This is a genomic window from Microbacterium lacusdiani (genome assembly GCF_054779895.1).
The window spans coordinates 252,603-273,561 of the sequence record NZ_BAAGXJ010000003.1 but is presented as its reverse complement, the minus strand read 5'-3'; the positions used below and the strand labels follow the sequence as shown (position 1 = coordinate 273,561).

Annotated in this window: 19 protein-coding genes; 13 read left to right on the top strand and 6 right to left on the bottom strand. The window is 71.7% G+C overall.

What is annotated here, in order from left to right:
• Positions 1–4: 4 nt before the first annotated feature.
• Together ACYVGN_RS03410 and ACYVGN_RS03405 are read right to left on the bottom strand one after the other, a co-directional pair.
• Positions 5–568, bottom strand: a complete 564-nt coding sequence (locus ACYVGN_RS03410) for a carboxymuconolactone decarboxylase family protein (RefSeq protein ID WP_200941094.1) — start codon at positions 566–568, stop codon at positions 5–7.
• A 78-nt stretch (positions 569–646) separates the two neighbouring features.
• The gene (locus ACYVGN_RS03405) at positions 647–2,710 is read right to left on the bottom strand and encodes a M3 family metallopeptidase (protein ID WP_460788781.1); all 2,064 of its coding nucleotides are present in this window, start codon (positions 2,708–2,710) and stop codon (positions 647–649) included.
• Between the two features lie 84 nt (positions 2,711–2,794).
• Between ACYVGN_RS03405 and ACYVGN_RS03400 the strand changes: the two genes are divergently transcribed.
• Both ACYVGN_RS03400 and ACYVGN_RS03395 read left to right on the top strand, forming a co-directional pair.
• A complete protein-coding gene (locus tag ACYVGN_RS03400; RefSeq protein ID WP_055991382.1) occupies positions 2,795–3,403 on the top strand; it encodes an ArsR/SmtB family transcription factor in 609 nt (202 codons plus the stop codon).
• Positions 3,400–3,627 (top strand): hypothetical protein, encoded by a 228-nt coding sequence (locus ACYVGN_RS03395; protein WP_460788779.1) that lies wholly within the window; start codon positions 3,400–3,402, stop codon positions 3,625–3,627. The genes ACYVGN_RS03400 and ACYVGN_RS03395 overlap by 4 nt, the downstream gene beginning before the upstream one ends.
• A 59-nt stretch (positions 3,628–3,686) precedes the next feature.
• Here the strand turns inward: ACYVGN_RS03395 and ACYVGN_RS03390 are convergent, their stop codons facing one another.
• Together ACYVGN_RS03390 and valS are read right to left on the bottom strand one after the other, a co-directional pair.
• Complete coding sequence (locus ACYVGN_RS03390) at positions 3,687–3,932, bottom strand: hypothetical protein (RefSeq protein ID WP_308068132.1); 246 nt, start codon at positions 3,930–3,932, stop codon at positions 3,687–3,689.
• Positions 3,929–6,511, bottom strand: coding sequence for a valine--tRNA ligase (gene valS / locus ACYVGN_RS03385; protein WP_055991388.1), 2,583 nt, complete (start codon positions 6,509–6,511; stop codon positions 3,929–3,931). Before valS ends, ACYVGN_RS03390 begins: the two co-directional genes overlap by 4 nt.
• 312 nt (positions 6,512–6,823) lie before the next feature.
• Between valS and ileS the strand changes: the two genes are divergently transcribed.
• From ileS to ndk, 4 genes are read left to right on the top strand one after another with little or no spacing between them, the layout of a single operon-like run.
• Positions 6,824–10,144, top strand: coding sequence for an isoleucine--tRNA ligase (ileS, locus tag ACYVGN_RS03380; protein WP_460788777.1), 3,321 nt, complete (start codon positions 6,824–6,826; stop codon positions 10,142–10,144).
• A complete protein-coding gene (locus ACYVGN_RS03375) occupies positions 10,141–11,526 on the top strand; it encodes a bifunctional folylpolyglutamate synthase/dihydrofolate synthase (protein ID WP_230667802.1) in 1,386 nt (461 codons plus the stop codon). Before ileS ends, ACYVGN_RS03375 begins: the two co-directional genes overlap by 4 nt.
• Complete coding sequence (locus tag ACYVGN_RS03370) at positions 11,514–11,933, top strand: DUF4233 domain-containing protein (RefSeq protein ID WP_460788775.1); 420 nt, start codon at positions 11,514–11,516, stop codon at positions 11,931–11,933. The genes ACYVGN_RS03375 and ACYVGN_RS03370 overlap by 13 nt, the downstream gene beginning before the upstream one ends.
• 3 nt (positions 11,934–11,936) lie before the next feature.
• On the top strand, positions 11,937–12,353 hold the full coding sequence (ndk, locus tag ACYVGN_RS03365; protein WP_055991397.1) for a nucleoside-diphosphate kinase: 417 nt from the start codon (positions 11,937–11,939) through the stop codon (positions 12,351–12,353).
• Positions 12,354–12,401: 48 nt separating this feature from the next.
• On the opposite strand, the gene ACYVGN_RS03360 is transcribed toward ndk, so the two are convergent.
• Complete coding sequence (locus ACYVGN_RS03360; RefSeq protein WP_055991400.1) at positions 12,402–12,998, bottom strand: vitamin K epoxide reductase family protein; 597 nt, start codon at positions 12,996–12,998, stop codon at positions 12,402–12,404.
• Positions 12,999–13,283: 285 nt separating this feature from the next.
• Between ACYVGN_RS03360 and ACYVGN_RS03355 the strand changes: the two genes are divergently transcribed.
• Entirely contained in the window at positions 13,284–15,773 is a 2,490-nt protein-coding gene (locus tag ACYVGN_RS03355; protein ID WP_460788773.1) for an Rne/Rng family ribonuclease, read from the top strand.
• 70 nt (positions 15,774–15,843) lie between these two features.
• Here the strand turns inward: ACYVGN_RS03355 and ACYVGN_RS03350 are convergent, their stop codons facing one another.
• Positions 15,844–16,116: a DUF4031 domain-containing protein gene (locus ACYVGN_RS03350; RefSeq protein ID WP_055991406.1), complete on the bottom strand. Its 273-nt coding sequence runs from the start codon at positions 16,114–16,116 to the stop codon at positions 15,844–15,846.
• Between the two features lie 247 nt (positions 16,117–16,363).
• Here ACYVGN_RS03350 and rplU point away from each other — a divergent pair, with 247 nt between their 5' ends.
• The 6 genes from rplU to ACYVGN_RS03320 all read left to right on the top strand — a co-directional run bounded on the left by rplU (position 16,364) and on the right by ACYVGN_RS03320 (position 20,951).
• Positions 16,364–16,672 carry a 50S ribosomal protein L21 gene (rplU, locus tag ACYVGN_RS03345; RefSeq protein ID WP_055991409.1) on the top strand — a complete coding sequence of 103 codons (309 nt, stop codon included), beginning with the start codon at positions 16,364–16,366 and terminating at the stop codon, positions 16,670–16,672.
• 19 nt (positions 16,673–16,691) lie between these two features.
• Positions 16,692–16,946, top strand: a complete 255-nt coding sequence (gene rpmA / locus ACYVGN_RS03340) for a 50S ribosomal protein L27 (RefSeq protein ID WP_055991412.1) — start codon at positions 16,692–16,694, stop codon at positions 16,944–16,946.
• Between the two features lie 99 nt (positions 16,947–17,045).
• Positions 17,046–18,557: a GTPase ObgE gene (gene obgE / locus ACYVGN_RS03335; protein ID WP_460788770.1), complete on the top strand. Its 1,512-nt coding sequence runs from the start codon at positions 17,046–17,048 to the stop codon at positions 18,555–18,557.
• Positions 18,554–19,372, top strand: a complete 819-nt coding sequence (proB, locus tag ACYVGN_RS03330) for a glutamate 5-kinase (RefSeq protein ID WP_055991418.1) — start codon at positions 18,554–18,556, stop codon at positions 19,370–19,372. The genes obgE and proB overlap by 4 nt, the downstream gene beginning before the upstream one ends.
• A 37-nt stretch (positions 19,373–19,409) precedes the next feature.
• Positions 19,410–20,687, top strand: a complete 1,278-nt coding sequence (locus tag ACYVGN_RS03325) for a glutamate-5-semialdehyde dehydrogenase (protein ID WP_460788768.1) — start codon at positions 19,410–19,412, stop codon at positions 20,685–20,687.
• Positions 20,688–20,744: 57 nt separating this feature from the next.
• Positions 20,745–20,951 carry a hypothetical protein gene (locus ACYVGN_RS03320; protein ID WP_460788766.1) on the top strand — a complete coding sequence of 69 codons (207 nt, stop codon included), beginning with the start codon at positions 20,745–20,747 and terminating at the stop codon, positions 20,949–20,951.
• Positions 20,952–20,959 lie beyond the last annotated feature (8 nt).

Sequence of the window (20,959 nt, the reverse complement as noted above, 5' to 3'; positions counted from 1 at the left end):
CGCGTCAGGGCTTGCCGACGGCGAGCCTCGAGCGCACCTCGGCGTCCTCGTCGAGGAACTCCGGCTCGGCCTCCGCGCCGACCGCGTCGAAGTAGCGGCTCAGGAAGCATCGGAACGCGGCCGCGTACGCGATGTCGGCGATCTCGAGGTCGCTGAAGCCCACCTCACGCAGCCGCGTGATGTCGCTCTCGCGGATCCGGGAGGCGTCGACCGCGATCTGCTCCGCGTAGTCCAGCATCGCGACGTCCCGCTCGCTGAGGCCCGCGCTGCGGTGGTCCGCCTGGATGGCCAGGGCGCGATCGCGGCCGACGAAGCGCGTGAGGCCGCGGAAGTACACGTGGCTGCAGTAGCTGGACGGCACGTGCTTGGCGACCACCAGCGTGATCATGCGGAAGGCCTCCAGACCCAGCGAGAAGCCGTCGCGCATCTGGTGGAGGAGGCGCTCCACGGGAGCGATGAGGTCCGGTCTGGCCGAGAGGCTCCGGGTCGCGTTCATGACGGATCCCATGGCCTCCCGCTCCGCCGCGTAGACCTCCGCGATCTCTCCGTCAGCCTCCTCGTCAGACACGGTCCTCAGGTACATGGCGCCTCCCGTCGGCCCCCCCTGCGCGAAGCGTAGACCCGGCGGGGGCGCCGCCGACAGGCCTCAGCCCGTGAGGCCCCGCCGCCTCAGCAGCGGCGCGATCTCGGCGTCTCGCCCGCGGAAGTCGCGGTAGGCCTCGAGCGGATCCTTCGAACCGCCGACGCCGAGCAGGCGCCGGCGGAACCGGTCGCCGCTCCCGCGCGCGAGGCCGCCGTTCTCGCGGAACCACTCGACCGTGTCAGCGTCAAGCACCTCGGCCCAGATGTACGAGTAGTAGCCGGCGCTGTACCCGCCCGAGAACACGTGGGCGAAGTACGTCGACGAGTAGCGCGGGGGGACCACGGGGTCGTCCAGGCCGATCTCGGCCAGCGCCGCGGCCTCGAACGCCGCGACGTCGGTCACGGACTCGGCCTCCTCCGGCGACAGCGAGTGCCATGCCTGATCCAGCCAGGCGGCGGCGAGGTACTCGCTGGTCGCGAAGCCCTGGTTGAACGACTCCGTGGCCCGCAGCCTCTCGACCACGTCGCCAGGGAGCGGCTCCCCGGTCTCGTGGTGCACGGCGTAGTTCGCGAGCACCTCCGGCCAGAGGATCCACATCTCGTTGACCTGGCTGGGGAACTCGACGAAGTCGCGATGCACGGCCGTGGCCGCGAAGTGCGGGTAGGTCACGGTCGCGAACAGGCCGTGCAGCGCGTGCCCGAACTCGTGGAAGAGCGTGGTGACCTGGTCCAGCGTCAGCAGCGTCGGCTCTCCGGGGGCGGGCTTGGGGACGTTGAGGTTGTTGACCACCACGGGCTGGGTGCCGCGCAGCCGGGACTGCTTCACGATCGAGTTCATCCAGGCGCCGCCGCGCTTCGAGTCGCGCGTGTAGAGGTCGAGCACGTAGAGCCCGAGCGGCGAGCCGTCCTCGTTCACGACCTCGAACGTGCGCGCATCCGGGTGGTAGGCCGGGATGTCCGCCCGCTCGCGGAAGGTCACGCCGTACAGCAGGGTCGCGGCGTGGAACACGCCGTCGCGCAGCGCGCGCTCTGCCTCGAACCACGGGCGCAGCGCGGTCGTGTCGAGGTCGTACTCGGCGGCCCGGACCCGCTCGGTCCAGAAGGCCCAGTCGTGCGCGGCGAGCTCATACGGCTCCGGCTCGGTCTCGTCGACCAGCCGCTGCAGCGCGGCCTTCTCTGCCCGCGCGTTGCGGGCCGCCGGCGCCGCGAGGTCGAGCAGCAGGCCGCGGACCGCCTCCGGTGTGCCGGCCGTCTGATCGGCGGTCACGTAGGCCGCGTGCGACGCGTAGCCGAGCAGCCGCGCGCGCTGCGCGCGCAGACGCACGATCTCGAGGAGCACGGAGCCGTTGTCGTGCGCGTCGCCGCGCGAGCCGCGGGCGAGCGAGGCGGCCATGATCCGCTCGCGCGCCGCGCGGTCCGTGAGCTGCGCCAGGTAGGGGTGTCCGGAGAAGAGCGTGAGGGTGACCAGCAGCCCGCCGTCCAGACCGCGGTCGCGCGCCGCCTGCTTCGCGGCCGACAGCTCGCCCGGCGTCAGCCCGTCGAGCGCCGCGGCGTCGTCGAAGACGACCGCGAGGTCGTTGGTGTCGGCGAGCAGGTTCTTCTCGAACTGGTTGGTGAGCTCCGACAGGCGCCGGTTCAGCTCGGTGAGGCGCGCTTTCGTGTCGTCATCGAGCGCGGCTCCCGCGTGGGTCATCTCGCGGAAGTGCCGCTCGACCAGGCGGCGCTCCTCGGGCTCCAGGCCGAGCTCCTCGATGCGGTCGTGCAGGGCGCGGATGCGCGCGTACAGGCGGGCATCGAGCTGGATGGCGTCGGTGTGGGCCGACATCAGGGGCGCGAGCCGCTCGTCGACGTCCTGGATCGCGGGCGTCGCGTCGGCCGCGCTCACCGTGTAGAAGGCGAGCAGCACGCGCTCCAGCAGGGCGCCGGCCCGCTCCAGCGCGACCATCGTATTGTCGAACGTCGGCTCGTCCTCGCGGGTGGCGATCGCCTCGATCTCGGCGCGATGCTCGGCGAAGGCTGCCTCGATTGCCGGGAGGTAGTGCTCCGGCCGGATCGCGGCGTAGTCGGGCACCCCGTACGGCAGGGGCGAGGGGGCGAGCAGGGGGTTGAACTCGGGCGCCTCGGTCATGCGTCCCACCCTACGACGCGGTGCCGCCGAGTCTCTGCAAAGAAATGCTTGCAAAGACCTCTTTGCAACTGTACGGTCGATGCCATGGACGACAAGAGCGAGACCACCGAGGCGCGAGAGCATCGCGTGCTCGGCGTCGCCGCGCTGCGTGCGCTGGCCCATCCGCTGCGGATGCGGATCCTCGACATCCTGAGTCAGAACGGCCCCCAGACCTCCAGCACCCTCGCGGAGCTCACGGGCGAGTCGTCCGGCTCGACGAGCTACCACCTGCGGATCCTCGCGCGCCAGGACCTCATCCGCGAGATCCCCGAGCGCAGCACGGGGCGCGAGCGCTGGTGGGAGCGTCCGCACGAGTCGCTCGCATTCGGCGACACGGAGGAGACCCGCTCGCCCGCCGGCCGCGCCGCGCTGCAGGCCGCGACCGCCGAGTTCCATCGCCGCCGCGCGCAGGAGCTGGAGGAGTTCTTCACGAGCCGCATCGATCGCGAGCCGGAGGCCTGGCGGGAGGTCAGCGCGTCGTTCACGACCACGACCCGGATGAACCCGGATCAGCTCGCGGCCCTGGGAAAGCAGATCGAGGAGCTCGTGCGCGAGGCCGGGGCGCGCTATCGGGACCAGCAGGGCGACGACGTGCGGGCCGTGAGCATCCGTGCCGACCTGTTCCCCCTGCCCGAGATCGGAGGCACCGCATGACCGCCGTCTCCTTCCCCAAGCCGACCGCCGCGATGCCCTCGCTGCGGATCACGACGGCGGAGCGCCTCGCCCTGCGTGCGGCCGACGCGCTGGCGGCGCACATCCACCGGCAGGCGATGCGCCGCGACGCGCGGCTGATGGCCGACCTCGAGCGCGAGCGGCTGCTCGGCGAGGCGCGCATGGCCGCCGCGCACGCGTCGGCGCGCACGCTGCCGCGGCTCTGAGGGAGTGACGACGAAGGCGCCGCGGATCGATGATCCCCGGCGCCTTCGTCACGAGCGGTCTAGCGCTCCTCGTCGTCCATGCCGTCGATGTGGCCCACGACCGGCAGTCCCTGAGCGTCCAGCGTCACGGTGACGCCGGTGTCGAGCTCGGCGATCGGGCGGCCCTCCAGCCAGGTGAGCGTCCACCCGGGCTTCGGCCCCTCCGGCAGGTGCTGCTCGACCTGCGCGATCGTCTCGTGCAGGTCGGCCGGCACCGAGGCGGGCGGCGTCGATCCTGCGGTCCAACGGGTTCCCAGCTGCATCATGCCTCCGTCTCCGCGAGGTCGATCCGCGTCACCGCGAACTCCTCGCCCTCCGTGATCTCGAGCTCCGCGATGCGGCCCACGGCCTTGAGGTCGTCGGCGGCGAGACGCAGCGCGGAGGCCTTGTCCGCCGGCGCGGTGATGGCCGCGAAGGCGACGGGCGTCTTCTGGGATGCCTTGGCCTCGGTCTTGGCGCGGCGGACGCCGATCAGCGCCTCGCTCGCGGCCGCGAGCACGGCCGGGTCGCCCGCGGCGCCGGTGGCGGTCGGCCAGGGAGCGGTGTGGATCGAGCCCTCCTGGAACCAGCTCCACGACTCCTCGGTCGCGAACGTGAGGACCGGCGCGAGCAGGCGCAGCAGCGCCTCCAGCGCGGTGCGCAGCGCGACGGCCGCCGAGCGGCCGGCGTCGCCGCCCGCGTAGGCGCGCTCCTTGACCAGCTCGAGGTAGTCGTCGCAGAACGTCCAGAAGAACGACTCCGACAGCTCGAGCGCGCGGGCGTGGTCGTACGCCTCCAGCGCGTCGGTCGCCTTCGCGATCACGTCGTCGAGCGTCGCGAGCATCGACAGGTCGAGCGGCTCGGTGACCTCGGCGCCCGGCGCGCCCAGCGCACCCGGGGCCTCGAAGCCCAGCACGAACTTCGCGGCGTTGAGCACCTTGATCGCGAGGCGGCGGCCGATCTTGATCTGCGTCGGGTTCTGCGGGTCGAACGCCGCGTCGGTGCCGAGGCGGCTCGACGCCGCCCAGTACCGCACGGCGTCGGAGCCGTGCTGGTCGAGGATGTCCGCGGGCGTGACGACGTTGCCCTTCGACTTCGACATCTTCTTCCGGTCGGGGTCGACGATGAAGCCCGAGATGGCCGCGTTGGCCCACGGGGCGCGGTCGTCCTCGAGGGCGCTGCGCAGCAGCGTCGAGAACAGCCACGTGCGGATGATGTCCTGGCCCTGCGGGCGCACGTCGAACGGCGCGACGAGCTGCCACAGCTCCTCGTCGCGCTGCCAGCCGCCGGCCAGCTGCGGGGTGAGCGACGACGTGGCCCACGTGTCGAGCACGTCGGTCTCGGCGTCGAACCCGCCCGGCACGCCGCGCTGATCCTCGGTGAAGCCCGGCGGCACATCCGTCGACGGGTCGACCGGCAGCTGCGCGGCGTCCGGCACCAGCACACGGTCGTAGTCACGCTCGCCGTTCTCGTCGAGCGCGTACCAGACGGGGATCGGCACGCCGAAGAAGCGCTGGCGCGAGACCAGCCAGTCGCCGGTGAGGCCGTTCACCCAGTTCTCGTAGCGCACGCGCATGAACTCGGGGTGCCACTCGATCTCGCGACCCAGCTCGAGCAGGCGGTCGCGGAGCTCCTCGTTGCGGGCGCCGTTGCGGATGTACCACTGGCGGGTCGACACGATCTCGAGCGGGCGGTCGCCCTTCTCGTAGAACTTCACGGGGTGCGTGAACGGGCGAGGCTCGCCGATCAGCTCGCCGGACTCGGCGAGCAGCTCGACGACGCGCTTCTTGGCGCTGAACACCGTCTTGCCGGCCAGCTCGGCGTAGTGCGCCTTGGCCTGCTCGGTCGCGATCACGTCGGGGGCGTCGGCCACGATGCGGCCGTCCTGGCCGATGATCGTGCGGTTCGGCAGATCCAGCTCGCGCCACCAGATGATGTCGGTCACGTCGCCGAACGTGCAGATCATGGCGATGCCCGATCCCTTGTCCGGCTGCGCGAGCGGGTGAGGCAGCACGGGCACCTCGACGTCGAACAGCGGCGTGCGCACGGTGGATCCGAACATCGGCTGGTAGCGCTCGTCGTCCGGGTGGGCGACCAGGGCCACGCACGCGGCGAGCAGCTCGGGACGGGTCGTCTCGATCTCGATGTCGCCCGATCCGTCGGACTTGTGGAACGCGAGACGGTGGAACGCCGCGGGCTGCTCGCGGTCCTCGAGCTCGGCCTGCGCGATCGCGGAGCGGAAGTCGATGTCCCACAGGGTCGGGGCGAGCGCCTGGAACGCCTCGCCGCGCTCGACGTTGCGCAGGAAGGCCAGCTGGCTCGAGCGGATGGTCTCGTCCGAGATCGTGCGGTAGGTCTGGGTCCAGTCCACCGACAGGCCGAGCTTGCGCCACAGGTCCTCGAACGACTTCTCGTCCTCGACCGTGAGCTTCTCGCACAGCTCGGTGAAGTTGCGGCGGCTGATCGGCACCTGGTCGGCGGCCTTGAGGTTCTTGGTCGTGCCCTCGAACGGCGGCGTGAAGTCCGGGTCGTACGGAAGCGACGGGTCGCAGCGCACGCCGTAGTAGTTCTGCACACGGCGCTCGGTCGGCAGGCCGTTGTCATCCCACCCGATCGGGTAGAACACGGTCTTGCCGCGCATGCGCTCGAAGCGCGCCTTCACGTCCGTGTGCGTGTAGGAGAACACGTGGCCGATGTGCAGCGATCCCGACGCGGTCGGCGGGGGAGTGTCGACCGAGAAGACGCCCGCGCGGCCCTGGCTCTGCGCGGCGGCGCGGTCGAACAGGTACGTGCCCTGCTGCTCCCACGCGGCGCCCCACTTGTCTTCGAGACCCTCGAGGGCGGGCTTGTCGGGGATGGCGGCCATAGAGGATCTCCTGAAGCTATATGCGGCACGGTGTCTGCGTGCCTGAGTGTGGGTTGCCCGGCCAGTCTACCGGGGACCTCCGCCGCGGTATCCCCGGACGCCCGCGTCCGCGTAGAATCGGAGGACCAGCATCGATCCGGCCATCACCGGGGAGCTCGCGGAAGAACAGGCCTCGGCCCCAGTAGAACCGCGCGGGGCAGGCCCGTCACAGCCGCAGTGAGAGTGGTGGCGTCCCGTCGGCGCCGCAACGCGGGGTGGTACCGCGGCCGCATGGTCGTCCTCGCAGTCCCATATCGGAGCTGCTGGAGAGACATGACCTACCCCAAGTCCTCGTTCGGACCCGCCGCCGACGCCGTCACGCCGAGCCCGCGCTTCCCCGACATCGAGCGCGAGATCCTCGACTTCTGGGCGCAGGACGACACCTTCCGTGCGTCGATCGCGCAGCGGGACGGCTCCGAGGAGTGGGTGTTCTACGACGGCCCGCCGTTCGCCAACGGCCTGCCGCACTACGGCCACCTGCTGACCGGCTATGCCAAGGACCTCTTCCCGCGCTTCCAGACCATGCGCGGCAAGAAGGTCGACCGCGTGTTCGGATGGGACACGCACGGCCTCCCGGCCGAGCTCGAGGCGATGAAGCAGCTCGGGATCACCGAGAAGAGCGAGATCGAGGAGATGGGCATCGCCGCGTTCAACGGCAAGGCCCGCGAGTCGGTGCTCGCCTACACGCGCGAGTGGCAGGACTACGTCACGCGCCAGGCCCGCTGGGTCGACTTCGAGAACGGGTACAAGACGCTCGACACCACGTTCATGGAGAGCGTGCTGTGGGCGTTCAAGACGCTCCACGACCGCGGCCTCGCGTACGAGGGCTACCGCGTGCTCCCGTACTGCTGGCGCGACCAGACCCCGCTGTCCAACCACGAGCTGCGCATGGACGACGACGTCTACAAGAACCGCCAGGATCCGTCGGTGACGGTGAGCTTCCCGCTGGTCGGCGAGAAGGCCGCCGCGCTCGGCGTCGAGGGCGTGCGGGCGCTCGCCTGGACGACCACGCCCTGGACCCTGCCCACGAACATGTCGCTCGCGGTCGGCCCGCAGATCGTCTACGCGGTCGTCCCGGTCGGCCCGAACGGGCTGAAGGAGGGCGCGCAGGGGGACGAGTTCCTGCTCGCCGAGGACCTCCTGGGCGGCTACGCCAAGGACCTCGGCTACGAGTCGGCGGACGACGCGAAGGCCGCCGTCCGCGTGCGCGTCACGGGCGAGGACCTGCGCGACGTGCGCTTCGAGCGGCTGTTCGACTACTTCGCCGACACCGAGAAGTGGGGCACGCAGAACGCGTGGCGCATCCTCGTCGACGACTACGTCACGACCGGCGACGGCACCGGCATCGTCCACCAGGCCCCGGCCTACGGTGAGGACGACAAGCGCCTGAACGACGCCGCCGGCATCCCGACCATCGTGTCGCTCGGCGACGACGGCCGGTTCCTCGACATGGTGGCCGACGTGGCGGGCGAGCTGTGGCTCGACGCGAACATGAAGCTCGTGCGCCTGCTGCGCGAGCACGGTCGCCTGCTGCGCCTGCAGTCCTACGAGCACTCGTACCCGCACTGCTGGCGCTGCCGGAACCCCCTGATCTACAAGGCCGTGTCGAGCTGGTTCGTGCGCGTCACGGAGTTCAAGGACCGCCTGCTCGAGCTGAACGAGCAGATCACGTGGGCGCCCGAGAACGTCAAGCACGGCCAGTTCGGCAAGTGGCTCGAGGGCGCGCGCGACTGGTCGATCAGCCGCAACCGGTTCTGGGGATCGCCGATCCCGGTGTGGAAGTCGGACGACCCGAACCACCCGCGCGTCGACGTGTACGGCTCGCTCGAGGAGCTCGAGCGCGACTTCGGCGCGCTGCCCCGCAACGAGCAGGGCGAGGTCGACCTGCACCGTCCGTACATCGACGACCTGACGCGCCCGAACCCCGACGACCCGACCGGCAAGAGCACGATGCGCCGCATCGAGGACGTCTTCGACGTCTGGTTCGACTCGGGCTCCATGCCGTTCGCGCAGGTGCACTACCCGTTCGAGAACCGCGACTGGTTCGACACGCACGCGCCCGCCGACTTCATCGTCGAGTACATCGGGCAGACGCGCGGCTGGTTCTACGTGATGCACGTGCTGTCGGGCGCGCTGTTCGACCGCCCGGCCTTCACGGGCGTCTCGTGCCACGGCATCGTGCTGGGCAACGACGGGCAGAAGATGTCCAAGTCGCTGCGCAACTACCCGGATGTCAGCGAGGTGTTCGAACGCGACGGCTCCGACGCCATGCGCTGGTTCCTGATGTCGTCGAGCGTGCTGCGCGGCGGCAACCTCATCGTGACCGAGGAGGGCATCCGCTCGGGCGTGCGCGAGTTCCTGCTGCCGCTGTGGAACTCGTGGTACTTCTTCTCGACCTATGCCAACGCGGCGGGCGGCCCCGACGGCGCCGGCTACGAGGCCACGTGGCGCACGGACTCGACGGATGTGCTCGACCGGTACATCCTGGCGCTCACGGGCGACCTGATCCGGGACGTGGCCGCCGACCTCGAGCAGCTGGACTCCACGACCGCGGCCGCGCGCCTGCGCGACTTCGCGGAGGTGCTGACCAACTGGTACATCCGCCGCTCGCGCGACCGGTTCTGGACGGGCGTGACCGAGGATCCGCGGTCCCGCGAGGCATTCGACACGCTGTACACGGTGCTCGAGACCGTCACGCGCGTCGCGGCGCCCCTCGTGCCGCTGATCGCGGAGCGGGTGTGGCAGGGCCTCACGGGCGGTCGCAGCGTGCACCTGACCGACTGGCCGGATGCCGCCGCCTTCGCCGACGCGGCGGACATCCGCGAGGCCATGGACGCCGTGCGCGAGGCCTCCAGCGTCGCGAACGCGCTGCGCAAGAAGGAGGGCCTGCGGGTGCGCCTTCCGCTCGCGAAGCTCACCGTCGTGACGGCGCACGCGGGCGCGCTGTCGCAGTTCGAGGACATCCTGCGCGACGAGCTGAACGTCAAGGCCGTCGAGCTGGTCGAGCTGGGCGAGGGCACCGCCGCCGAGTACGGCATCTCCCACCGCCTGACGATCAACGCGCGCGTGGCCGGACCGCGCCTGGGCAAGCAGGTGCAGCAGGCGATCCGCGCCGCGAAGGACGGCTTCTGGACCGAGCAGGACGGCGTCGTTACGGTCGACGGCCTGGCGCTCGAGCCGGGGGAGTACGAGCTGGTGCTCGAGACGACCGGCCGCCCGGAGGGCGAGGCGCTCGCGCTGCTGCCGGGCGGGGGCTTCGTGCTCCTCGACACGACCACGACCCCCGAGCTCGAGGCCGAGGGGCTGGCGCGCGACGTCATCCGCGCCGTGCAGGACACGCGCAAGGCCGCCGGCTTCGACGTCAGCGACCGCATCCGCCTGACGCTCGCGTTCGCGCACGCGGACGACGCCGCGGCGGTGGAGAGCGCGTTCGACGTGGCCGACATCGCCGGGGAGACCCTGGCCGTCGAGCACGCCCTCGTCAGAGGCTCGGACGCGGGCGAGGCCGAGCACTCGGCCGTGATCGGCAAGGGCACCTACGCCAACGCGGGCGACTTCGTCGTCGCGGTGAGCCGGATCGGAGCGGGACAGTGAGCGACGCAGACGACATCGTCGAGGGCACGCCGGAGGACCGGCGCCGCGCCGACGCCGTGTACGAGGCGCTGCTGCAGCGCGCCGGCGAGCGCTGGGTGCAGCCGCGCGTGGAGCGCACGCGGCGCGTGCTCGAGCTGCTGGACGACCCGCAGCGCACGTACCGCGTGATCCACGTCACGGGCACGAACGGCAAGACGTCGACGAGCCGGATCATCGAGAGCCTGGTCCGCGCGCACGGGCTGCGCACGGGGCTGTTCACGAGCCCGCACCTTGAGCGGTTCACGGAGCGGATCCTGATCGACGGCCGCCCGATCGCGGATGCGGCGGTCGCGGACGCGTGGGACGAGATCGAGCCGTTCGTCGACATCGTCGACGCGGAGCTCGAGGCGGGCGGCGAGGAGCCGCTGACGTTCTTCGAGCTGCTCACCGTCCTCGCATTCGTCGCCTGCGCCGACGCGCCGATCGACGTGCTCGTGCTCGAGGTCGGCATGGGCGGCGCCTGGGACTCGACCAACACGGCCGACGGCGACGTCGCGGTCTTCGCGCCGATCGACCTGGATCACGCCGACCGCCTCGGCGACACGATCGCCGAGATCGCGACCGTCAAGGCGGGGATCATCAAGGACGGCGCGCGCGTCGTCTCGGCCCGCCAGGCGCCCGATGCCGAGCGCGTGCTGCGCCGTGTGGCGGCCGAGAAGGGCGCCGAGATCGCGTTCGAGGGCGCGGAGTTCGCCCTCACGGACGACCGGCTCGCGGTGGGCGGCCAGCTCATCACGGTGAAGGGCCTGGCGGGGGAGTACCCCGAGGAGTACCTGCCGCTGTACGGCCGCCACCAGGGGGCCAACGCGGCGCTCGCGATCGCCGCGGTCGAGTCGCTCATCGGCGACGCGTCGCAGCCGATCGCCGGCGAGGTCCTCACGGAGGGGCTCGCGGAGGCGACCTCCCCCGGCCGCCTGCAGCTCGTGGGCGTCGAGCCGACCGTGGTCGTGGACGCCGCGCACAACCCGCACGGCGCCGCCGCGCTCGCGACCGCGCTGCGCGAGGCGTTCGACTTCGACGAATGGGGCCTCGTGCTGGGCGTGCTCGGCGACAAGGACGCGATCGGCATCCTGCGCGAGCTCGCGCCCATCGCCGCGCACGTGTTCGTCACGGCGCCCGACTCCGACCGCGCGACGGACCCCGACGGGCTCGCCGACCTGGCGGAGAGCGCCGGCCTGCGCGTGACCGTGCACCCGAACCTGCCCGAGGCGGCCGACGCCGCGCGCGAATGGGCCGCCTCGGCGGAGCGCCGCGCGGTCGCGATCGCCGGATCCGTGGTGCTGGCGGGTGAGGCCCTCACGCTGTCCGAGGCCGAGGACTGGAAGTCCGGATGGCGGAGCTGACCCCCGAGGGCGCGCCGCGCCGCGCGCCGCGCTACCGGTCGCTCCCCGAGAAGCTCGGCCAGGTCGTGCTGGGCTTCGAGGCGATCGTCGTGTTCCTCGCCGGCCTGGTGATCTACGGCCTGCGCGCGCTGCCCGAGGGCGTCGCCCCGTGGTGGGGCGTCGTCGCCGGCGCGGTCGTGGCCGTGGCGATGCTGCTCACGACGGGGCTGCTGCGGCACTCGTGGGGCTTCGGCATCGGATGGGCCCTGCAGGCGGTGGTCGCTCTCGGCGCGTTCGCCGTGCCGGCCATCCTGGTCGTCGCGCTCGTCTTCGGCGGCATGTGGGCGTATGCGACGATCGGAGGGGCACGGATCGAGCAGCGAGTGATCGAGCAGCGTGTCCAGAGCGAACGAGACAGCAAGGGATAAGACATGGCCACCGAAGAGACCCTCGTCCTGATCAAGCCGGACGGCGTCGCGCGCGGACTGACCGGAGCGATCCTCGCCCGCATCGAGGCGAAGGGCTACTCGCTCGTCGACATCCGCCTCGTCGAGCCCAGCCGCGACCTGCTCGCGCAGCACTACGCCGAGCACGAGGGCAAGCCGTTCTACGAGCCGCTCCTCGAGTTCATGATGTCGGGCCCGGCCGTCGCGATCCGCGTCGCCGGCAACCGCGTGATCGAGGGCTTCCGCTCGCTCGCCGGCACGACCGACCCCACCACCGCGGCGCCCGGCACCATCCGCGGCGACTTCGGCCGCGACTGGGGGGTCGCCGTGCAGCAGAACCTCGTGCACGGCTCGGACTCGCCCGAGTCCGCGCAGCGCGAGCTCGGCATCTGGTTCCCCTGAGCCCCGGCATCGGAACGGCCCCGGAGCGATCCGGGGCCGTTCCGCGTCTCAGAACAGGGCGTCCAGCACCTCGAGCCGCAGCTCGGCCAGCACCGCGATCGCCGCATAGCTGAGCACGGCCATCAGCGGTAGCCAGCCCATCAGCCGGTCCGCCGCGGCGCGCATGCGCGCGGGTGCCGGGAGGGCGCCGATCCGCACCGCGTGCAGCAGCACCGCGTAGAAGGACGGGATGGTCACGACCCAGGTCACCATGCACCACGGGCACAGCGTGCCGAGCACGTACACGCTCTGACCGATCAGCCACACGACGAAGCCGAACGCGGACGCCATCCCGAGCAGGAACACGGCCCAGAACCACCGGGCGAAACGCGCCCCGGCCAGGATCGCCGCGCCGACGACGACCGGGGCGATCCATCCGGCCAGGCCGAGGATCGGGTTCGGGAAGCCGAAGACCGCTCCCTGCCAGGACTCCAGGTTGCGCCCGCACTGCACGAGCGGGCTGAAGTCGCACGACGCGGACGCGCCCGGGTTGTCCAGGAGGTGCAGGCGCTCCAACGTGAGCGAGAAGGCCGCCCACCATCCGACGGCGCCCGCGATCACGAGCCAGACGGCGAGGGCCACGGGACGGTTTCGCGGTGCGGTCACCGGCTCATTCTCACCCCGCCGGGCTGTGCGGCCGCCGACACGGGTCCCCGCCGGCGCCGCCGAATGCGCGATCCGCGCCCGTGGTGCGATAATGACTCCTGACGCACACCGCGGCCGCGCCGCGACCCGCGTCGAATGAAGACTTCGGGGCAAGGGATGCTCCGCGCGACCAGAGCCGAGAGCCGGTCGCAGGCCGAGTGAGAGTTCGCGGGGCCGCCCAGGGGCGGCGCCGCCAGAGATTTCCGGGCGACGCGCGGATGTCCGCCCGCAGGGAGTACGCCAGCGATGGCTGAACAGAACAATGAGCACAGCGACGACAGCACCTTCGACGAGCCCTCGAGCGCGATAGCGCCCGAGACGGCCGCGGAGGCCCCCGAGGCGGAGCCGGCCGAGCAGACGCCCACCGAGGAGACGCCCGCCGAGCAGGAGCAGCCGGCTGAGCAGCCCGCCGATCCGGAGGCGCCCGCCGAGCCGGAGGCGGCCGAGCAGCCTGCCGAGCAGGCCGCGCCCGCAGCCGAGGACGCCCCCGCCGCTGAGCCCGCGGCGGAGCCGGCCCGCGCTGAGGACACCGCGCCCGAGGAGACCGCGCCCGCGCCCGAGGAGACCGCGCCCGCGCCCGAGGAGCCGGCCGAGCCGGAGCTCCCGACCGCCGTCAGCCTGGGCCTCCTGCCCGAGAACTTCGTGTCGCAGGTGTCGACCGCGCTGCACTTCTACGCACCCGACGTCCAGCCGCTTCCCGCGCTGCCGGAGCCGGAGGAGCCCGCCCTGAGCGGCCGCTCCTCGCGTCGCCGTCGCCGTCGCGGCGGCGGGGACGCCGGCGAGGAGCAGCAGCAGGCCGAGCCGCGCGCGGAGGAGCCGCGTCGTCGCCAGCGCGTGGTCGAGGTCATCACCGAGCCGCAGCGCATCAAGGGCTCCACGCGCCTGGAGGCCAAGAAGCAGCGCCGTCGTGACGGACGCGAGGCGGGCCGCCGTCGCCCCGTCGTGACCGAGGCGGAGTTCCTGGCCCGCCGCGAGGCCGTCGACCGCCAGATGATCGTCCGCTCCAAGAACGGCCGCGTGCAGATCGCGGTGCTCGAGGACAACGTGCTCGTCGAGCACTACGTCGCCCGCAGTCAGGACGCGTCGCTGATCGGCAACGTGTACCTCGGTCGCGTCCAGAACGTCCTGCCCAGCATGGAGGCCGCGTTCGTCGACATCGGCCGCGGTCGCAACGCCGTGCTGTACTCGGGCGAGGTGGACTGGGACTCGGTCGAGACCGGCAACCAGCCGCGCCGCATCGAGCTCGCGCTCAAGCCGGGCGACAAGGTGCTCGTCCAGGTCACCAAGGACCCCGTGGGCCACAAGGGTGCGCGTCTGACCAGCCAGATCTCCCTGCCCGGCCGCTACCTCGTCTACGTGCCCGGCGGCGCCATGAACGGCATCTCGCGCAAGCTGCCCGACACCGAGCGCGCGCGCCTGAAGAAGATCCTCAAGGAGGTGCTTCCCGAGTCGTCCGGCGTGATCGTGCGCACGGCCGCCGAGGGCGCCACGGAGGAGCAGCTGACGCGCGACGTGAACCGCCTCACGTCGCAGTGGGCCCACATCAACGCCATGGTCGAGAAGGGCAACGCGCCCAGCCTGCTTCACAGCGAGCCCGACCTGCTGGTCAAGATCGTCCGGGACGTCTTCAACGAGGACTTCTCGAAGATGCTGATCCAGGGCGACGACGCGCAGCAGACCATCACGAGCTACCTCGAGGGCGTGGCCCCCGACCTGCTCGACCGCATCGAGAAGTACGAGGGCGACCGCGACCCGTTCGACGCGTTCCGCATCACGGAGCAGATCGAGAAGGCCCTCGACCGCAAGGTCTGGCTGCCCTCCGGCGGCTCGCTCGTGATCGACCGCACCGAGGCCATGACCGTGGTCGACGTCAACACCGGCAAGTTCGTCGGATCGGGCGGCAACCTCGAGGAGACGGTCACCAAGAACAACCTCGAGGCCGCCGAGGAGATCGTCCGCCAGCTGCGCCTGCGCGACATCGGCGGCATCATCGTGGTCGACTTCATCGACATGGTGCTCGAGTCCAACCGCGACCTCGTGCTGCGCCGCCTGGTGGAGTGCCTGAGCCGCGACCGCACGAAGCACCAGGTCGCCGAGGTCACGTCGCTCGGCCTCGTGCAGATGACGCGCAAGAAGCTCGGCCTGGGCCTGCTCGAGACGTTCAGCGAGCCCTGCGAGGTGTGCGCGGGCCGCGGTGTCATCGTGCACCACGACCCGGTCGTCAAGCACCGCCCGGCCGGCGGCAACGGCGGCAGCGGGGGCGGATCCGGCTCGGGTCGGCGCTCGCGCGGCGGCAGCGGCTCGTCCGGCAGTGCCCCTGTGGCCTCCCAGGGCGGCGGCAGCCCGGCCACGAGCAACGGCGGCACGCACGTGATCACCGAGGGCGTGAAGTCCGCGCTCGCGCAGATCGCCGCCTCGACGATCGCCCACCCGCCCGAGAAGGCCGAGCCGCAGCAGCCGCAGATCCAGATCGAGCTGCCCGAGGGGCCGCGCACTCCCGCCGCGCCGGAGGGCCAGACCGACCGCCCGAAGAAGTCGCGCCGCAAGCGCAGCGGCGGCGGCGAGGCGCCCGCGGCGCCGAAGACCGAGACCGAGCAGCTGCTCGACTCGGTGCTGAACGCGCTGCCCGAGCCGAAGGCGCCCGGCCAGGGCCGCAGCCGCAGCCGTCGCGTCACGACCGCCGCCCTCACCGGCACGGCCGTCTCGGTCACGCCGGTGCAGGTCACCGAGGACTGACTCCAGGTCATCCGTTCGCCGCCCGTGGGTCCGCCCGCGGGCGGCGAACCGCGTTCTGGGCCGCGCCGGGCTAGAGCCCGCGGCGCTCGCGGGCGGTGACGCGCAGGCCCGAGGCGATCAGCGCGCGCACGAGGTGCTTGCCGTCGACGTGGCGGGCACCGCCGGCGACCAGCCGCGGGATCATGTCGGCGGGCACGTCGTAGTGGTCCCGGTCGAACGCCCGCGCGGGCACGTCGTGCGCAGCCGCGAAGGCGTGGAGCTCCTCGAGGTCGGCGTCGCTGACGAGGTGCGCCCACAGCCGGCCGTGCGCCGGCCAGATCGGGTCGTCGACGAGAATGGCCACGCGGTCGAGCCTAATGACCGGCTGCGGCGCAGGGCGCGGGAACGGCGGCGACGCGCCGGTCGCGTGCTTTTGCCGGATGCGTCCGGAATCGGGTAGAGTAGACCTTTGGTGCGTCCCCTGTGTCGCGCGCCCTCGGCGGCGGCGCGGCGAAAGTCTTGCAGACGCCCCCGCGGCCAGCGGCAGCAAGCGAAGTCTTTCCGTGAGATCCGGAAGCCCCGGGGCTTCCCCAATGAAAACAAGGTGTGAAGTGGTTTACGCAGTTGTGCGCGCCGGCGGCCGGCAGGAGAAGGTCGAGGTCGGCACCATCGTTCAGCTCGACCGTGTGCAGGCTGCCGCGGGCGAGACCATCGAGCTGCCCGCCGTGCTCTACGTCGACGGCGACACCGTGACGACCGACGCCGAGAAGCTCGCCAAGGTCAAGGTCACCGCCGAGGTCGTCGGCAACCTGCGCGGCCCGAAGATCGTCATCCAGAAGTTCAAGAACAAGACCGGCTACAAGAAGCGCCAGGGCCACCGTCAGGACCTCACGCGCGTCAAGATCACCGGCATCAAGTAAGCGCGGAGGGTTCACCGAAATGGCACACAAAAAGGGCGCAAGCTCCACTCGTAACGGTCGCGACTCCAACGCCCAGCGACTGGGCGTGAAGCGCTTCGGCGGCCAGGTCGTCAGCGCGGGCGAGATCCTCGTCCGTCAGCGCGGCACGCACTTCCACCCCGGCGCGAACGTCGGCCGCGGTGGCGACGACACGCTCTTCGCCCTCGCCGCCGGTGCGGTCGAGTTCGGCAACAAGGGCGGCCGCAAGGTCGTCAACATCGTCGCCGGCGAGTAACACTCCCGGTGGGCTTCACGGACGGGGCGGGCTTCGGCCCGCCCCGTCCTGTCATTTCCCGGATGCCCGGCATCCACATCCAGAAGAGCGGTAGGGATCATGGTCACGTTCGTCGATGAGGTGACGCTTCATCTGCGTGCCGGCAAGGGCGGCAACGGCTGCGTCTCGGTGCACCGCGAGAAGTTCAAGCCGCTCGGGGGCCCGGACGGCGGCAACGGCGGCAACGGCGGCGACATCGTGCTGGTCGCCGACCCGCAGACCACCACGCTGCTGAGCTACCACCACTCGCCCCACCGCTCCGCCGGCAACGGCGGCTTCGGCATGGGCGACCACCGCTCGGGCGCCGTCGGCGAGACCCTCGAGCTGCCCGTCCCCGTCGGCACCGTGGTGAAGGACCCCTCCGGCGAGGTGCTCGCCGACATGATCGAGCCCGGCATGCGCTTCGTCGCCGCCCCGGGCGGACGCGGCGGCCTCGGCAACGCCGCCCTCGCATCGCCCAAGCGCAAGGCGCCCGGCTTCGCGCTGCTCGGCACGCCCGGCTGGGAGGGCGACGTCGTCCTCGAGCTCAAGACGGTCGCCGACGTGGCCCTGGTGGGCTTCCCCTCGGCCGGCAAGTCGAGCCTGATCGCGGCGATCTCGGCCGCGCGGCCCAAGATCGCGGACTACCCGTTCACGACGCTGCACCCCAACCTGGGCGTCGTGCAGGCCGGCGACGTGCGCTTCACGGTGGCCGACGTGCCCGGCCTGATCGAGGGCGCCAGCGAGGGGCGGGGCCTCGGCCTCGAGTTCCTCCGCCACGTGGAGCGCTGCACCGCGCTCGTGCACGTGCTCGACTGCGCCACGCTCGAGCCCGGCCGCGACCCGCTCAGCGACCTCGAGGTCATCCGCGCCGAGTTGGGCGCCTACCCCGTGCCCGAGGGCCAGGTGCCGCTGCTCGAGCGCCCGCAGATCGTCGTGCTGAACAAGATCGACGTGCCCGAGGCCGAGGAGCTCGCGTCGTTCGTGCGTCCCGACCTCGAGGCGCTCGGCTACCGCGTGTTCGAGATCTCGACCGTCGCCCGCCGCGGCCTCCGCGAGCTGACCTTCGCGCTCGGCGAGATCATCGAGGAGCACCGCAGGACGCAGCCGGTCGCCGCCCCCATGGAGCGCATCATCATCCGCCCCAAGGGCTCCGAGAAGGAGTTCAGCGTGCGCGTCGAGGGCGGCACGTACGGCCCGGTGTACCGCATCCTGGGCGAGAAGCCCGTCCGGTGGGTGCAGCAGACCGACTTCCAGAACGAGGAGGCCGTGGGCTTCCTGGCAGACCGGCTGGAGAAGCTGGGCGTCGAGGACGAGCTGTTCCGCGCCGGCGCCGTTCCGGGATCGACCGTGGTGATCGGCGAGGGCGAGTCGATCGTGTTCGACTGGGAGCCGTCGATCAGCTCTGCCGGCGAGCTCATCCAGGCGCCGCGCGGCACCGACCCGCGCCTGCTGCAGGACACGCGCCGCACGAACGTCGAGCGCCGCGCGAAGTACCGCGAGCGGATGGACGCCCGCGCGGCCGCCCGGGCCGAGGCCGAGGAGCTGCGTCGATCGCGTCGGGAGGACGTCGAGGAGGACGAGCTGCCGTGACCGCGCGCGACCGATCCGAGCTCGCCACCGCGCAGCGCATCGTCGTCAAGGTCGGCTCGTCGTCGATCAGCGGCGAGTCCTCGTGGCGCATCCCGATGCTCGTCAAGGCGCTCGCGGACGCGCACCGGCGCGGCGCCGAGGTGCTGCTCGTCTCGTCCGGCGCCATCGCGACGGGCATGCCGTTCCTGAACCTCGAGACGCGCCCCACCGACCTCGCCACGCAGCAGGCCGCCGCGGCCGTGGGGCAGAACGTGCTCGTGTTCCGCTACCAGGAGGCGCTGCGCCCGTTCGGCATCGTCGCGGGACAGGTGCTGCTGACCGCGGGCGACTTCGACAACCACACGCACCGCAGCAACGCGCAGCGCGCGATCGAGCGCCTGCTCGGGCTGCGCATCCTGCCCATCGTGAACGAGAACGACACGGTCGCGACGCACGAGATCCGTTTCGGCGACAACGACCGCCTCGCGGCCCTTGTGGCGCAGCTCGTGGAGGCCGACGCGCTCGTGCTGCTCAGCGACATCGCCTCGCTGTACACGCGTCCGCCGAGCGAGCCCGGCGCCGAGCCGCTCGACGTGATCGCGCACGACGCGGACCTCAGCGATCTCGAGTTCGGATCCACGGTCGTCAACAGCGTCGGCACCGGGGGAGCGGCGACCAAGGTGTCGGCCGCGCGCCTCGCCGCGAGCGCCGGGATCGGGGTGCTTGTCACGAGCGCCGACCTCGTGTCCGAGGCGCTGTCGGGCGGCCCGGTCGGCACGTGGTTCGAGCCCTCGCCGTCCCCGACCGTGCGGCCGCTCGGTACACTCGCGGAATAGCCCCACCGCGTCTTCCGACCACCCTGGAGATCCCGAAATGAGCACCGTCGACGTCCCCGAGGTCGCGATCGACACACCCCAGGACCGGCTGCGTCTGGCGAAGGACGCCGCCCGCGTCACCGCGCGCCTGACGAGCGGTCAGAAGGCCGACGCGCTCCACGCGATCGCCGACGCCCTCCTCGCGCACGCGGACGAGATCATCGCCGCGAACGCGGACGACCTCGCGCGCGGAGAGCGCGACGGGATCGGCGCGGGGCTGCTGGACCGGCTGCGCCTCGACTCGGCGCGCGTGGAGGGCCTCGCATCCGCGGTGCGCGACATCGCCGCGCTGCCGGATCCGGTGGGCCAGGTCGTGCGCGGGCACCGGATGCCCAACGGCGTGAACCTCGAGCAGGTGCGCGTGCCGTTCGGCGTGGTGGGCGCCATCTACGAGGCCCGGCCCAACGTGACGGTCGACATCGCCGCGCTCGCGCTGCGATCCGGGAACGCGGTCGTGCTCCGCGGCGGCAGCGCCGCGGCGTCCTCCAACGCCGTGCTCGTCTCCGTGATGCGGGACGCGCTCGAGCAGCAGGGGATCGCGCCCGACGCCATCCAGACGGTCGATCCCTTCGGGCGCGACGGCGCCAAGGCGCTCATGCACGGTCGCGGCTTCATCGACGTGCTCGTTCCGCGCGGCAGCGCCGGCCTCATCGAGGCGGTCGTGACGGAGTCGACCGTCCCGGTGATCGAGACGGGCGCGGGCAACGTCCACATCGTGCTGGACGAGAGCGCCCCCGACGAATGGGCGCGCGACATCGTGGTGAACGCCAAGGTGCAGCGTCCCAGCGTGTGCAACGCGGTCGAGACGGTCCTCGTGGTCCGCGGCGCGGCGGAGCGCCTCGTGCCGCAGGTCGCGTCGGCGCTGCAGGAGCGCGGCGTGACCGTGCACGGCGACGCTGACGTGCAGCGGCTGGCGTCGGGCGCCGTGGCGGCGACCGAGGAGGATTGGGAGACCGAGTACGGCACGCTCGACGTCGCCTTCGGCGTCGTCGACAGCCTCGACGACGCGATCGCGCACATCCGCCGGTACTCGACGGGTCACACCGAGTCGATCATCACGACCGACATGCGCAACGCCGAGCGCTTCCTGGCCGAGGTCGACTCGGCCGTCGTGCTCGTGAACGCGTCGACGCGCTTCACAGACGGCGGCGAGTTCGGCTTCGGCGCCGAGGTCGGCATCTCGACGCAGAAGCTCCACGCCCGCGGTCCGATGGGCCTTCCCGAGCTCACCAGCACGAAGTGGCTCGGCCGTGGCGCCGGGCAGGTGCGCGCCTGAGCGATAAGCTGTAACGACACGATCCACGACGCGTGTCACAACCCGAACGGAGCACGAATGGACTTCGCCGCAGCGCTTGCGGTCGCCGCCGCTGAGACCGAACATCACGGCAACCCGATGCTGACGACCCTGCCCTTCGGCATCACCGCGGCGGTCGTGTTCACGCTCCTGGCGATCGTGACGGCGTCGTATCGCAACGTGTCCAACCGTCACGCCCACAAGGTCGAGGCGCACGTCGAGCACGAGACGGGTCACGGCCACTAGGTCGTCCG

Coding starts and splice junctions, on each gene's coding strand:
- obgE (WP_460788770.1), top strand. CDS start 17,046: ATGGTCACGTTCGTCGATGAGGTGACGCTTCATCTGCGTGCCGGCAAG.
- ACYVGN_RS03405 (WP_460788781.1), bottom strand. CDS start 2,710: ATGACCGAGGCGCCCGAGTTCAACCCCCTGCTCGCCCCCTCGCCCCTG.
- ACYVGN_RS03355 (WP_460788773.1), top strand. CDS start 13,284: ATGGCTGAACAGAACAATGAGCACAGCGACGACAGCACCTTCGACGAG.
- ACYVGN_RS03325 (WP_460788768.1), top strand. CDS start 19,410: ATGAGCACCGTCGACGTCCCCGAGGTCGCGATCGACACACCCCAGGAC.
- ACYVGN_RS03390 (WP_308068132.1), bottom strand. CDS start 3,932: ATGATGCAGCTGGGAACCCGTTGGACCGCAGGATCGACGCCGCCCGCC.
- ACYVGN_RS03400 (WP_055991382.1), top strand. CDS start 2,795: ATGGACGACAAGAGCGAGACCACCGAGGCGCGAGAGCATCGCGTGCTC.
- ACYVGN_RS03370 (WP_460788775.1), top strand. CDS start 11,514: ATGGCGGAGCTGACCCCCGAGGGCGCGCCGCGCCGCGCGCCGCGCTAC.
- ileS (WP_460788777.1), top strand. CDS start 6,824: ATGACCTACCCCAAGTCCTCGTTCGGACCCGCCGCCGACGCCGTCACG.
- valS (WP_055991388.1), bottom strand. CDS start 6,511: ATGGCCGCCATCCCCGACAAGCCCGCCCTCGAGGGTCTCGAAGACAAG.
- ACYVGN_RS03320 (WP_460788766.1), top strand. CDS start 20,745: ATGGACTTCGCCGCAGCGCTTGCGGTCGCCGCCGCTGAGACCGAACAT.
- rpmA (WP_055991412.1), top strand. CDS start 16,692: ATGGCACACAAAAAGGGCGCAAGCTCCACTCGTAACGGTCGCGACTCC.
- ACYVGN_RS03395 (WP_460788779.1), top strand. CDS start 3,400: ATGACCGCCGTCTCCTTCCCCAAGCCGACCGCCGCGATGCCCTCGCTG.
- ndk (WP_055991397.1), top strand. CDS start 11,937: ATGGCCACCGAAGAGACCCTCGTCCTGATCAAGCCGGACGGCGTCGCG.